Below are 13,957 nucleotides of genomic sequence, written 5' to 3'. Positions count from 1 at the left end.
TCTAAAGCAGCTAGATTCGTCGTGACAACACTAGCGCCAGAAAACAGAACTGACACCTTTTCCACTCCACGCCATCTGGTACGGACGCAAAAACCCGATCCTTAAAGGTGAAGGGGTGGAAAATGTCGGCTCGACTCTTTTTTTCTTCCACGTGACCGGATTTCTCCCGCGTCCCTGCTAACGGGACAGAACCAATACACAGGGAGAGGATCGTGAAGACAATCAGAACAATGACACGGGAGGCAGGTAGTTGGATTCCGGCTACCGTGAGGATGATGGCGGTTGCTGTCGTAATGGCCGCACTTGGCGCCTGTGGTGGCGGTGGCGGCGGTGGTGACAGCGGCGGCAGCGGTGGCGGCGGTGGCAACCCGCCGAGTGTCACGGCTGAGCCACGCGCAATGGGCAACATCGGCAGCGCGATCTCCTTATCGGCATCCGCAAGCGACCCCGACGGCGACACGATTGCCTACTCGTGGCGCCAGGACAGCGGCGTTGCCGTTAGCGGTCAATCCGGCTTCGACAGCGCCACGCCCAGCTTCACGGCACCGGATGTCGTCGACACGCTGGTGTTTACCGTCACGGCTACCGCCGGCGGTCAGTCCGATTCGGCAACTGTTCACGTGATCGTGGTTGAAGACATGGACACGGCCGTTTTTGTCGACGGCAATGCCACCAGCACGGGTGATGGTTCCATCGACGACCCCTATGCCAGCCTGTTCAACGCGGTAACCTCAAGTGCCGATACAAGCGACTTCTACATTCGCTCACTGCCTGACGACAGAACCTACACGCTGTGGCCCAATCGCGATGAATCGCGGTTGCTGCGTGCGCAGAGCTTTTACGGTGGTTACGATCAGAACTGGGAACGGGATCCTGTCGGCAATCCGTCTCCGGTCAACTCCGATGGTTCAGGGTTGCAACTGGGATTCATCCATTCGCCAACGACCATTTCCGGGATTTCACTGGAGGTGGACGCTCCCGAAAGCGACCTCTCTGGGTTTGCGCTACACGGCATTGCGCTCTTAAGCGGCGACTCGCCTGTGGTCATCGAGAACAACTCGGTCGTTGTACACGGCCCGGATGGCAGCTTTAACAACAAGCGCGTGGAAATCTTCGCCATCACCCTGCAGCAGCTTGCCGACGTCCATTTGCTCGACAATATCATCGAAGCCGGCGACGGGACGCTGGCCGACGACGCCGTAGCCCGCGGCGGCAGTGGTCAAAACGGTGCCGATGGTACGGATGCGAGGGAAGGCACCAATGCCAACGGTGGGGCCGGCGGCGCACAGACCGGTGTCGGTTGGAACGGTGGCGATGGTGGCGACGGCGCACGTACCAGTTTCGCTGGCGGCGAAAGTGGGGAACGTGGCAGTGGCCGGACTTCACCGGTCGTCACAAGCGGTGGCAGCGGCGGCCATGGCGGCTACTACAACACGGATAACCAGACCGAAGGACCCGGCGGTGACGGCGACGATGGCGACGATGGCCTTCGCGGCAGTTCCGGCGCTGGCGGCATCGGGCGTGAATCCGTCAGCCTGGTCGGTTCCCCGAACGTGGGCTGGGGCGCAAACGGCAGCAACGGTTGGGCCGGCGGTGGCGGTGGCGGTGGTGGCGGTGGTTCCGGCGCCAGTGCTGGCCGCAACGGCGGTGGTGGTGGCGGTGGTGGCGAAGGCGGCGATGGCGGCGCCTTTGGCTACGGCGGATCCCCCGGTGGCGCTTCGGTGGCGGTTGTCATCAAGGATGTCGTTAACGCCCTCATCGCCCGCAATCACCTCACCTCCGGCACGGGCGGTACCGGCGGCATGGGTGGCACCGGCGCACCGGGCGGTGCCGGTGGCTCGGGCGGCGCTGGGGCACCGGCCAACTTCGGCAGTAATGCCCACGGTGGCGACGGCGGCGATGGCGGTAATGGCGGTCAGGGCGGTTACGGCGGCGGCGGTGCCGGCGGTCCGTCTTACGGCATCTGGGTAGGCTCCGACATTGCGCCGGTCATCGAAGAAAACACGATCATTACCGGGCGCGGCGGCGACGGCGCCCCACCCCGGCTGTCGTACGAAGCCTCATCCGCCGGCGGCGGTGGCTGGGCCTACGGCATCATCGATTCGGACGTAGGGGACGGTGTAACGCCGGTCGTCAGTAACAACACGATCACGGCGGGTACGGGAGGCGCGAACGGCGCGCCTTCGGTCAATCCGCAAGGAGACAGCGGCGAGATGCGTTTGCAGTAAGGCGTAACAAGGCCGGGCCGTGACGTCGTGTAATGCGGCGTCACGGCATCACAGTATCACAGCGTTTGTTTGCAACACTGTGCATCAATTCCGCAGCCTCGCCCCCCCGATTCAAAACCAGAAAAAAAAACTGGTATCGTTATAGGCAGTAGTCGAAAGTTTTTTGCATGCAATACGCTGTTGTTGGTTGCCAGGTCGATACGTCTGCCGGTTGAGCGAGTTGCGCTTCGTTTGCTGCTAAGAAGTAAAGAGCACAACAACCGTGCTCGCAAAATCCGCAACGTTAACCAGGCTGGAATTGATGACAGTAGATAAGAAAAGATGGAAACGCCTTAACGCGATGCTGGAAACGGCACTGGGCTTGTCTGGCGATGAGCGTGATCGCTACATTGCACGCGAATGTCAGGGTGACGAAGCCTTACAGGCAGAATTGCTGGAACTCATTGCGCTGGATGATGACCAAACCGGTGGCCTGCATTCCGCGATCGACGGTGCGCTAAGACAGGCGCTACCATCACTGTCCGGCGGGCAGGCGGATTCCCGCGGTGATGGCGAGCAGAATTCGGCGAGTCTCAGTGACCTGAGTTTTTTTCAGTCGGAGGAATTCAGGCCCCAGGCCGTGCAAACACTGAACAAGGGCAACCGGATCGGACAGTTTGAGATTCAGCGCCTGCTGGGCAGTGGCGGCATGGGTGAAGTGTACGAGGCGCTGCAACTGGAACCGGTACAGCGGACAGTGGCGGTCAAGGTCATCCGCTACGGCGCTCAGGATCCGGGCATCATGGCGCGCTTCGATTCAGAACGACAAACTCTCGCCCTCATGAGTCATCCCGCAATCGCAGCCGTGTACGACGCCGGTTACGCACCTGACGGCAGGCCGTACTTTGCGATGGAACTCGTTGACGGTGTGCCGATTGATGCCTATCTGCGCGAGCATCGCTTGTCACTGCAGAAGACACTCGAACTCTTGATCAGTGTGTGTCGCGGGGTTCAGCATGCTCATCAACGCGGCGTCATACATCGCGATCTTAAACCGTCCAATATTCTGGTCATCGAACAGGACGGCCGGCCAACGCCCAAGATTATCGACTTCGGCATAGCCAAAGCCGCCTCAACCGTTAACCCTGACAATGAACACATGACGCAAGTCGGACAGCTCATTGGCACCTTGCGTTACATGAGCCCGGAGCAGGCAGATTCCATGGGTGTTGATGTTGATACCCGCAGCGACGTCTATGCAGTCGGAACGATCTTCTACGAGATCCTGACCGGCCGTCATCCGCTGAATCCTGAGGCGATGTCATCAGCGAGCTTTGCAGAACGTCAGCGTGCGTTCCGCGAGTATGACCCGCTACCGCCCAGTCGTGTCACGGACAGCAGTACTCCAGCCGCCCGCTCGCCGTCAGAACTCAAAGGCGACCTGGACTGGATTTTGCTCAAAGCACTGCAGAAGGACCGGGAACAACGTTACAGCTCAGTGGGCGAACTGGCGCGCGACCTGGAACGTCACCTCAAGAACGAACCGGTTGAAGCGAGTCCACCGACGGCCCGTTATCGCTGGAGCAAGTTTTATCGCCGCAATCGCATCGGCGTACTCGCTGCCGCTGCCGTTACCGCGTCCATCATTATCGGCGTGGCGATGGGTACCGTGGGTTTCGTTCGGGCACTGGCCGCCGAAAAGGAAGCGGTGATACAGGCTGAGGCGGCCGGTGAAGTGTCGCAGTTTCTTGTCGGCCTGTTTGAAGCATCCGACCCCAACAAGGGCGGCTCGGCTGACACCACGGCGCGGGAGTTGCTGGATCGCGGTGCGCAGCAACTCGATGGTCGTTTGAACAATCAGCCAAACACGAAGGCGCAACTTCTGCAGACGCTTGGCAACGTGTATGAAATTCTCGGACTCCTGAACGAATCTTTTGACAAGCGATTCGAGGCTGCCCAGGTACTTGCCAGCCTGGAGAACGCCGACCCATTGCGGCATGCATCCGTACTCGCGGACCTGTCGGTGAGCTACCGGCGACGCGGCGACTTTCAGGATGCACACGATATGGCCGAGAAAGCGCTGGCCACGTTTCACGGAACCCGATCTAACGACGGTGCTGCAGAGAGTTATATTCTGAGCGCACTCGGTATTGCGAAGCTTACGCTGGGAAAATACGAGGAAGCGGAGCCGGTGTTGCAGGACTCGTTGCGACTGGTCTCGGATGCCGCACCGGGCAGCGCAGGCCACGCCACCAGCGCTTACAATCTCGCGGGTTTGTACAACTACATGGGTCGCTTTTCGGAAGCGATTCCGCTGGTCCAGCAGGCCATTGATATCCGACTGCAGATCGATCCGGATGCGCCGAGAATCGGTGACATGTATGACGGCATGGGAATTCTGCAGCTGGGCCTCGGCCAGTACGGTGCGGCGGCGGACTCCATGAAAAAAGGGCTAGAGGCGCGTCGCGACTATTTTGGTGACGATCACTACCTGGTGGGCTTAAGCCTGCAAAACCTTGCTGAAGTCGCTTACGTCCAGGGAGATTATCTCGAGACTGCCGCGATGGCAGCAGAAGCGATTTCTATTTCGGAGCGTGCGGAAGGCGATATCGAATGGCGGCACCTGGCGGCACAGTACGAACTACTCGCCATGGCCAGCGCTCCTGTCGGCCGGTTGGAGCAGGCGTATGCAGCAGTGTCCAGAGCCAAAGCGCTGCGCGCCGAGTACACACCCGAAGATCACCCGGATGCGTTGTTGGCCGAGCATGCCGAGGCAATGGTAATGCTTGAGGATGGGCATTATGGGGAGGCCGCCGAACGCCTGGAGCGCATTCTGGAGCATCGACAAACAGGCATCAGTGCCGATGGTCTGGACCTTTACGAGGCCCTGGTCCGGGCATACACATCGACCGAACAATACCCGCGTGCCGAGGCGCTGTGTAAGCAGTCAGCGGAAAAACTGGACCTGCAGAATCAGGCCGATAATTTGATTGCAGTTCGATTGAAAGAAAGCTGTGCACGCTTTAGCCGACCGACATCAAACGCTGCGGAGTAAGCGCGTTCAATTGCTTTGATAAGTCGTACGGTGAAATCAGTTCACTGTCCATTTCTGGTAGACAAGTTTAGCTCGGGTCTGCCCGCCCTGCTACACTCAGCGCGTGAATCAGCGCACTGACATTACGTTACTTCTCAACCAGTGGGTCGCGGGCGATCAGGCCGCGCTGTCATCGGTTACGCCGTTGGTCTATGACGAGCTGAAGAAGATGGCGCAGCGAATATTTGCCCGTGAATCGGCCGCCCACACACTGCAGCCAACCGCGCTGGTCAATGAAGCCTACGAGAAACTCATCGGTGTCAATGCCGAGTGGCAGGACCGCGCACATTTTTACGCGTTAGCCGCACGCATGATGCGTCGTCTGCTGGTCAATCACGCGAACAGCCGGCGTGCACAAAAACGGGGCGGCGATGCACTGAAGGTGACCTTGCACGAAGAGCTGCATGCCGGGCAGTCACCGGACGAAGATTTGCTTGAGCTGGACGCGGCGCTCGCCGAGTTGGCCAACAACGATGAGCGAAAGAGCTTGGTGCTGGAACTGCACTACTTTGGCGGTTTGACCCACGAACAGACGGCCATTGCCCTGAACGTCTCGGAGTCAACTGTGCGCCGCGAGCTGCGGGTCGCAAAAATCTGGTTGAAGAAAGCGCTGAGTTCGGATGCAGAGAGTGAATGACCGGCGAGGTTCATTCGGCTGGGCCAGGTACACATCGGGTGCCTGACAAATATCATGAAGCTCGATCTCTTGACCGGCCCCTCGAGAAACGCCCCGGCAACCACTTTCCTATTACAATTTCCGCCCATTATCCCTAACCGCGATGGTTAGCTGACGATCGTCGCCGATCGAGATACCTTGGCTGCCAGTGATTGCATTTGACCGGGATCCCTGTGAGCAGCTCAAATCGATAAAGACAAGTATAAATAAGAATCAGATGAGTAAGAATCAGACTCCGGGTCCACTGGATGGACCGTCCACGCCGTACATTGCCTACTTGCGTGCACTGTCATCGGGCGCAGTGGTGCCAGAGTTGGACTGGGCTATCGTCAACAAGAACTATTACCTTGCTGACAGCCGCATAGACCGACCCGCCCAGGAGCAGGCGGTGCGAGCCGCTCTCAAGGCCTACGATGCGCGGCCCGGAGAAGATACTGACAAGGCCGTGTACGACAGCCTCGCCAGACAGAAATGGCGGGCTAGCCTGTTCTCGGAGCAACGCATCCATACGCTCGCCGAGGGTCTGGCAGTTAACGCATCGACAATCAGCCGATTGCGCGAGATCGCCGATGAAACCCCTCATCGGATCGTGTTCGTCAATGCAGTGATCTGGTTACTCGCCTTAAGTCGTGATCAGGATGAGGAGTTCCGGCGTATCGCTGGCTTCGACCCCGACCTGACAGACGCGATCTGGTATGTCTGTGAACAATCAGGGGCCACACAGGTACAAGCCAATGCGCTGCATTTCTCGCTGGCGAAGGCCGGTTCGTTTGAAGCGCAACAGTGGCTCTGCAATCAGCTTGACAGCGATCCTTCGGATGAAGTGCGAGCCTCGATTCTCCGCTTCGCCTACTCGGATACATCGCCTGAGTCTATCGAGTTGTATGGCGAACCTAACCCCGAGTTCGCACCCGCGCTCATTAATTTCGTCAAGAAGACGAAGTTGCTCGAAGAACTTAGAGCCGAATCCATCGACGATGCATTGTGCCGGGCGGCGCTAACAATTCTGGCAGAAGGTGTTTGTGGAAGCCTGACGAACGGTATCGAGCTCAGTCATTTCAAACGCACAATAGCGGTTGATGAACTGCTTTCGCTTACGATCGGGCATCTTAAGGGGCGGGCATTGTCCCTCGATGAGCTCTTCGACCTCGCCTGGATATACGACTGCGTTTTTGAAGAAATTGATCGCTGGCTGAGCCAGGACCCTGACGCACGGTTTGACGAAGGTGATCTCGTTGCAGGGCGACGCGAACACCGGGACCTGGCGAAACAAATACGTAGTGTCTATAAGAGCCCGGAAAATAAAGAGCGGCTGGAAGCGGCGGTGAAGTCCGGTGGTATTGACGGCAGCAACGCAAAATGCACCCTGGACCGCATTTATGGGGTCCAGCCGGGGACGCCTTACGAGGATTTCGACGAACGTCTCAACCTGCTTCAGGACGGACTCGCTCGCGGCGCCGCGCAACGCAACGTACCGCTTGCAGGCTTTGAAGCCATGATAGAGGCAACGAACGGTGACGCCGGTAGCGTAGCAAGAGCTATCGCTTGGTGCGAAGACTACCTCGCATGCATGGGAGGGTTCGGTAAGAACCTCAACGCCGGCGCACAATCCGTTCTCCAACGTGCGTTGCCTTTGCTGAGGTCGAGGCCCGGTCTGGGCAAAGAGCTGATACGAACCGGGCTGATATCAACCACTCATTGCCACATGGCAATGATGGTTCTGCGTTCTTATCCCATGGACTACTGGCCCGAGGACATAGAACGATCATTGCGCAGTGCACTGACCCGGAGTGAGATAGACGCCGAAATGTTTCGGGGTACTATTGAATCATTAGTTGCGTACCGGGCAGAGAAACAGAGATGACAACTTTTTCCTTACCCTAGTTTGTCCGGGCAATCAGGTTGTTCAACAACTTCGCCGCCGTCTCTTCGGGGAAATCCGGATTGTTCACTTGCAGGTCGAGACGAAACTTGCCGCTGGGTCTTTCAACGACGTAGCCGCGATTAAACGGTGTCAGGTCTATTTTTCTACGAGCCAGCTCAAAAACTCGACCTGACGCGTTTTCTCAACGGGTAATCGTGGGTGTCCTGATTGCTCGCTGGCGGACACGGCCAAACGCTGAAGTCCAACCATGACTTTATCGTCCAAAATCTGTTGCCCGGAGACGAAGTCCTTGCCGAGCTGAATGACGACCAATTGTGGGAAGAAGTTCCGCCGCCGGTGCGCGACGCGGTTGTGCAGGTTGCGCTGTTAGAACGTCGGTCCGGGCGGCGGCCGGAGATTGAGACGATTGCCCGAATCGCCCGTGAGCTTGGCGCGAACGCCGACCATGTGTTGATGTGCTTCGGCTGGCTACCGCCCACTTGGCGGCTGCTGACGGCGACTGAAAAGGCCTGTCTTCGGGTTTCGGCAGCGGTATATCGCTATATCGGCACATCCGGATTGCGGGCCGATATCTAGTGCCAGGGACTCCTGAATAGTTGTGTCGCCGCATTTGACCTAGTTTGCACAAGAAACGCGGCTAGCTGTCGTCGGCCAACACAGGTAGGCTAGCCGTATCCCTTGAGTGTCCAATGCCACGCCCTATCGTGGACTGAAAGAAATGGAGAATGCAAAGCAGTGGTTGAAGCGAACCAAGCCCTAAACCGATACGGCGAGGTGCCAGACGAGAAGGCGACGGGGTCCACTTACACGCCTGCATCGCTAGCGCGATTTGTCGCTGAACAGATTGTAGCTGAAGCTGGAAGCACCCTTGAGAAACCAGTCCTCCGTCTTCTTGATCCCGCTGTTGGCGATGGCGCATTACTTATTGAGCTACTCCGCCAGCTGAAGAAAGTAGGTTCCGCGCGCCTTGAGGTATTTGGTTTTGACACTGACAAGAATGCTCTCGCGATTGCCGAACGAAACATTCGAAGCGAATTGCCCGACGGCGCTTCCTTAGAGCTAATTTGCGCGAATTTTCTTGACCTAGTTCTCGCAAGAGCGGAGCAAGGTGACATGTTCGCTGAGGATTGTTATGGCGACTTTGATCTCCTAATCGCCAATCCGCCTTACGTTCGAACGCAGATCATGGGCGCCGATATTGCGCAACGAATCGCCAAGCAATTCCAACTGAGTGGGCGTGTAGACCTCTATTACGCCTTCCTTGCCGGGATGAAATGTTTCTTGAATCGCGGTGCCATTGCCGGAGTGATCGTCTCCAACCGTTTTATGACTATAAAGTCGGGAACCTCGGTCCGTAAGAGCATTCGTGAGAACTTCTGCATCCGGCATGTGTGGGACCTTGGTGATACAAAGCTATTTGATGTCGCAGTATTGCCAGCCGTGCTTCTCCTAAGTAACGAACAGCAAAGCTGCAGCAGTAGTGATGCTGCGTTTACTTCGATATATGAAACCAAAGATGAAGCAGAGATATTGGTCGACAACCCGGTTGAAGGTTTGTCGAAGAATGGCGTTGTAGAAGTCTCGGATTCCCGTCGCTTTCGGGTACAACAGGGTCGACTATTTACTACCGAGAAGTCTGACGGAGTATGGCGTATTGCAACCGAGGCGTCCGACTGCTGGCTTGAAACCGTCCAGGCCCACACGTGGAGGAAATTCCGCGATATTGGGAAGATACGTGTGGGGGTTAAGACCACAGCCGACAAGGTCTTTATCCGAAAGGACTGGACCGAAGAGGAGACTGAAGGCGCAATTGAAGCGTTGCGACCACTGACAACGCACCTTATCGCAAACCGATTTCGGCCAATGCAGGAAGTACCTACGACGCAGATTCTCTACACACACGAGACAGTCGATGGCCGCCGTAGAGCTATCGCATTGGACGATAAGCCACATACAAAAGCCTATCTACTTAAGCACCGGGAGACACTGGAGCGGAGAACCTACGTACGAAAAGCCGGCAGAAACTGGTACGAGATTTGGGTGCCACAAAAGCCCGCCGACTTCGAGAAGCCGAAAATCGTTTTCCGCGATATATCGCAAGAGCCAGTATTCTGGTTGGACCGAAACGGCTCGATTGTAAACGGTGATTGCTATTGGCTCGTATCCGAAAACGGCCATGAGGAAGAAATCCTGTGGCTAGTATTAGGCGTGGCGAACTCTACTTTTGCAGAAGAATTTTACGACCACAGTTTTAGGAACCAACTTTACGCCGGTCGTCGGCGCTTTATTACCCAGTACGTGCAGGAGTTCCCACTTCCTGACCCAGCTTCGGATTCCTCGAAGCAGATTGTGGAGATGGCAAAGGCTATCTACGAAACAACGGGAATGGAGGACACCAGCGCGCAAGAAGTGCAGCTCTCGCAGTTGGTTTACCAAGCATTCGGCCTATGCATGGAAGAAGTCTGACGGCAACGGAATTTGAATCTTTTTGTTTAGGACCTTTCCGCCGAATTGTGGGAACCGACCGAAGAAATCGGCACCGGTTGTAACGTAGAGCCTTTCTAGATGCACTACGCCATCCGTAATACTTCCATGGAACATCGCATATCGCACATCGCAGTGCCTTAACTGCCTACCTTTGATCTTGGGCATATCCAGCGGACTGGTACTGTCTGGTGTTACCAAACCGAGATCTATTGTTGGCGACGTTTGAAGCTTGACCTCTGTTAATTGGTTTCTGATGTCGGGAAACTGACCGTTGTCTGCATACCCCGGGTACCCCAACGCCAAGCACGCTAATCTGTGCAGGTCGCCACCACGATTACGTTCCTGGTCTGACCCGGGGTCGGGAAATGTTGATCCAAGCAACCCCAACAATCGCCTGTGGACCTCGGCAACTGGCAAAAATGTCTCGTCCGAGGGCAATGCGACCGGGCTAGATTCGCTTAAATCTGCCTGCGCATTAGTGTGTAGCAGTGCCGTTACGTTTTCGGTGTCCTGTTCCGAAACCAATTCCGCGGCATCCGCTCCGGGATTGAGGCGAGCCTGATACTTCTGAGTAAGCGTGCCAGTCGTATCCAAGAAAGCGAGCACATCTCCTGATACGACCTTGACTTTGCTGATGACGTCGTCGGGCCCAATGCGGATTACCGCATAACGGCGAGTCGGCGAGATTTCTTCGTTCCATATTTGAAGATTGTTTGCCTTCTGCGTGTACTTGTCGAAGTCTTGTCCGGGAAACCTAGGGTTGGTTTTCGTGAATGACTTTGGGACAGGATAACCAAGCGCCTTACAAATCTCTTGATTGACTACCTTAGATCTTGTTCGGAGTGGAAGCCCTGCTACTGAGTAGCCAGCCAGCGACAAATCCAATATCTGCTCTAATTCGGCCGAAGGAATCCACAAATCTGGATCGCCGATTTCTATTGGGTCGTACAAGGTGAGACCGCTCGCCGAAATGGCGTCTACGTATTGCTGAAGCCGATCAGGCAGTTCCATACACAAATCCCAAGGCCAGGTTGTCGCGGAAACAGTACCAGATCGCTGGATATAACTGTTAGGTCGGCGCACTCGTCTTTATGTTGCTGCTGGCCCTCTGTCCATTCTGCACGGGGTATGCCACGCGGTAATCCTCCCATTTTTAGCAGCGCTCAGAAGTAGATGTCATGCGGCATTTGCCAACTTCTGATACGGGGTAATTCCGCCAAGCGCCATGTTGGGGCGTTCGGCATTGTAGCGCCACAGCCATTCGGTTGCTGTCTGTTGTGTGTGTTCAATTGATTCGAACAGATGCTCATCCAGCCATTCATGTCGCACGGTCCGGTTGAAGCGTTCGACATAGGCATTCTGCTGCGGCTTGCCGGGTTGGATAAATAGCAGGTGGATGCCACGCGTCATTGCCCAGGCACGGAACTCGGCGCTGATATTTTCCGGCCCATTGTCGGCTCGGATAACTTGTGGTTGCCCTCGCCACTCGATGATTTGATCAAGAGCACGAATGATTCTTGCCGAGGGCAACGACAGATCGACTTCGATGCCCAGCCCTTCGCGGTTGTAATCATCAAGTACGTTGAACGTCCGGAACGCTCGGCTATCTTCGAGCCGGTCGTGCATGAAGTCGATCGACCAAACGGTGTTCTTCTTCCTGGGCACGGCCAGTGGATCCGGCTTGTCGCGCTTGAGCCTACGTTTTGGCTTGATCCGCAAGTTCAGCTCCAGCTCGCAGTAGATCCGATAGACCCGTTTGTGGTTGTACGGCAGCCCCTGGACGCTCCTGAGATACAGAAAACACAGTCCAAAGCCCCAGCGCCGGTTGGCGTAGGTCAGACGCAGCAACCAGTCTGCAATCAGCGCGTTGTCGTCGCTTAGCTTCGGCTGGTACCGATAGCAGGTCTCTGAGATCGAAAACACGCGGCAAGCACGACGGATCGACAGGCCCTGCGCCGCCACGACATTAGTGGCCATCTCCTTGCGTTGAGATGGCCTCAGTACTTTCCCGCCAGGGCGTCCCGCAAGATCTCGGCGTCCATCTGTGACTCGGCGTACATCTTCTTTAAACGCCGGTTCTCCTCCTCTAGCTCCTTCAGCCGCTTCATGTCCGACACCTGCATGCCGCCATACTTCGACCGCCAGTTGTAGAAACTGGCGTTGCTCATGCCGTACTTGCGGCACAGCTCTGGTACCGGCACGCCGGACTCGGCTTCTTTAAGTACCTGAAAAATCTTGCTTTCCGAAAACTTCGGCTTCTTCATCTGTAGAATCTCCTTAGGTGGAAAATTCTACTTCCAAACGCCGCTACTTTCCGGGGGGATTACCCGAGCAGTTTGGCGATTTTGTGCAGACAATTATTCCAGTTGAGCATGAGTTTGATGTCTATTACATAGCAAACAAACTTATTTGCGAGGTCGAATCCGCGCTAGCGAAGTTTGATCTAGAAATTCTTGGCGAACTACCCGATGACTTGGAAGATTTCGCGAAAAGACACAATTTCGTTTTAGCAGACGACGAGATATTTCTAGAAGTTAAGGATACCCGGCACTATGACTGCATCTCGGCCAGAGAGCATGCGGATCGGCGCCTCGATATGCTCCAAGACCTTTTTACGCTTTTCCACCACAAGGAACAAATCGGCTGGCAGGATCGAACCCTGATTCGGCAGTACTGTGTCGATTCTCCGCAGATGATTTCGTCAACTGGGAACGCGATGCAGCGAAGTTTTGACCTTCGAGCCGATAAAGCGTCGCAGCAGCTAAACTGGCTGTTAGAAAACATCGCGCTTTGGCGGGATGGCGGTTTCCAGAAATTTAGCCGAATTGTCGATCTACACGGAATCTGTGTAACAAACGATGTCCCGGAGAACCAGCTACTTAATCTTTGGATCGCATTAGAGACCTTGGTTCCATCGTCGGTTAAGCGCAATAAGGTAAACAATATTGTGCGGTCGATAGACCCATTCGTGCGATTAACGTACGTGAAAAGACTGATAGATCGTGCTGTGTTTGATTTGGTTTCTTGGAACCAACAGTATGCGCGGAAATTTTTGAGCAAGATTCCGGACGCAAAGAAGCAACCGATACAGATAAAGATAAAGATGCTGCGACTATTGGCTGATCCGGCTAATGAAGGTGTCCGGAGTGAGCTTTACGCCGCACTTTTGGATTACCACCTGCTTCGGTACCGCATATTCCGACTTTCGGAGACTTTCTCGTCACCGGAGAAACTGGCAACGCTCATAGACGCGCACTCCCAGAGAGTCGAGTGGGAGCTTCGTAGACTCTACAGGACCAGAAACCTAATCGTACACACTGGTCGCACTCCCAAGTATATCGGAGCGTTGATTGAAAATGGCCACGAGTACTTAGACCTAGTCTTAGAAGAAATAATGGAGTTAACTTGCGGCGAGTACAACGTACCGTCTCTAGAGCAGGTTTTTGAGATTGAGCGACTGCACATCCAACGGTACGAGGCAACGCTTCATGCCGCGGACACGTTCTCCGGCGCGGACTGCGATTTTCTGTACAGGCAGCACGTCCGACGCGAAGATTAGCGTGCCGCAACGCTCTCGGCCTTGCCTTTTCGGGCGGCTGCCTCGATGA

9 protein-coding genes are annotated in these 13,957 nt (G+C 55.8%); 7 read left to right on the top strand and 2 right to left on the bottom strand.

What is annotated here, in order from left to right:
* Nucleotides 1-212 precede the first annotated feature (212 nt).
* The 6 genes from BA177_RS18515 to BA177_RS03760 all read left to right on the top strand — a co-directional run bounded on the left by BA177_RS18515 (nt 213) and on the right by BA177_RS03760 (nt 10,328).
* On the top strand, nt 213-2,228 hold the full coding sequence (locus tag BA177_RS18515) for a PKD domain-containing protein (protein ID WP_156762684.1): 2,016 nt from the start codon (nt 213-215) through the stop codon (nt 2,226-2,228).
* A 301-nt stretch (nt 2,229-2,529) separates the two neighbouring features.
* Complete coding sequence (locus BA177_RS03780; protein ID WP_156762683.1) at nt 2,530-5,262, top strand: serine/threonine-protein kinase; 2,733 nt, start codon at nt 2,530-2,532, stop codon at nt 5,260-5,262.
* 103 nt (nt 5,263-5,365) lie between these two features.
* Nucleotides 5,366-5,938: an ECF-type sigma factor gene (locus BA177_RS03775; RefSeq protein WP_068613022.1), complete on the top strand. Its 573-nt coding sequence runs from the start codon at nt 5,366-5,368 to the stop codon at nt 5,936-5,938.
* A 256-nt stretch (nt 5,939-6,194) separates the two neighbouring features.
* Complete coding sequence (locus BA177_RS03770) at nt 6,195-7,841, top strand: hypothetical protein (RefSeq protein WP_156762682.1); 1,647 nt, start codon at nt 6,195-6,197, stop codon at nt 7,839-7,841.
* A 228-nt stretch (nt 7,842-8,069) separates the two neighbouring features.
* Nucleotides 8,070-8,438, top strand: coding sequence for a hypothetical protein (locus BA177_RS03765; protein WP_068613016.1), 369 nt, complete (start codon nt 8,070-8,072; stop codon nt 8,436-8,438).
* A 159-nt stretch (nt 8,439-8,597) separates the two neighbouring features.
* Nucleotides 8,598-10,328: an Eco57I restriction-modification methylase domain-containing protein gene (locus BA177_RS03760; RefSeq protein ID WP_068613013.1), complete on the top strand. Its 1,731-nt coding sequence runs from the start codon at nt 8,598-8,600 to the stop codon at nt 10,326-10,328.
* On the opposite strand, the gene BA177_RS03755 is transcribed toward BA177_RS03760, so the two are convergent.
* Nucleotides 10,308-11,360, bottom strand: coding sequence for a restriction endonuclease (locus BA177_RS03755; RefSeq protein ID WP_068613010.1), 1,053 nt, complete (start codon nt 11,358-11,360; stop codon nt 10,308-10,310). The genes BA177_RS03760 and BA177_RS03755 overlap by 21 nt on opposite strands.
* A gap of 165 nt (nt 11,361-11,525) precedes the next feature.
* A protein-coding gene (locus BA177_RS03750; protein WP_156762681.1) for an IS3 family transposase occupies nt 11,526-12,613 on the bottom strand; the annotation gives its coding sequence in 2 pieces (ribosomal slippage) (nt 11,526-12,358 and nt 12,358-12,613; 1,089 coding nt in all).
* A gap of 17 nt (nt 12,614-12,630) precedes the next feature.
* Between BA177_RS03750 and BA177_RS03740 the strand changes: the two genes are divergently transcribed.
* Nucleotides 12,631-13,908, top strand: coding sequence for a hypothetical protein (locus BA177_RS03740; protein ID WP_068613003.1), 1,278 nt, complete (start codon nt 12,631-12,633; stop codon nt 13,906-13,908).
* Nucleotides 13,909-13,957 lie beyond the last annotated feature (49 nt).

Source organism: Woeseia oceani, from assembly GCF_001677435.1.
Taxonomy (GTDB): domain Bacteria; phylum Pseudomonadota; class Gammaproteobacteria; order Steroidobacterales; family Woeseiaceae; genus Woeseia; species Woeseia oceani.
The sequence above is the reverse complement of the archived record's forward strand: the minus strand, read 5'-3'. Positions and strand labels throughout refer to the sequence as shown.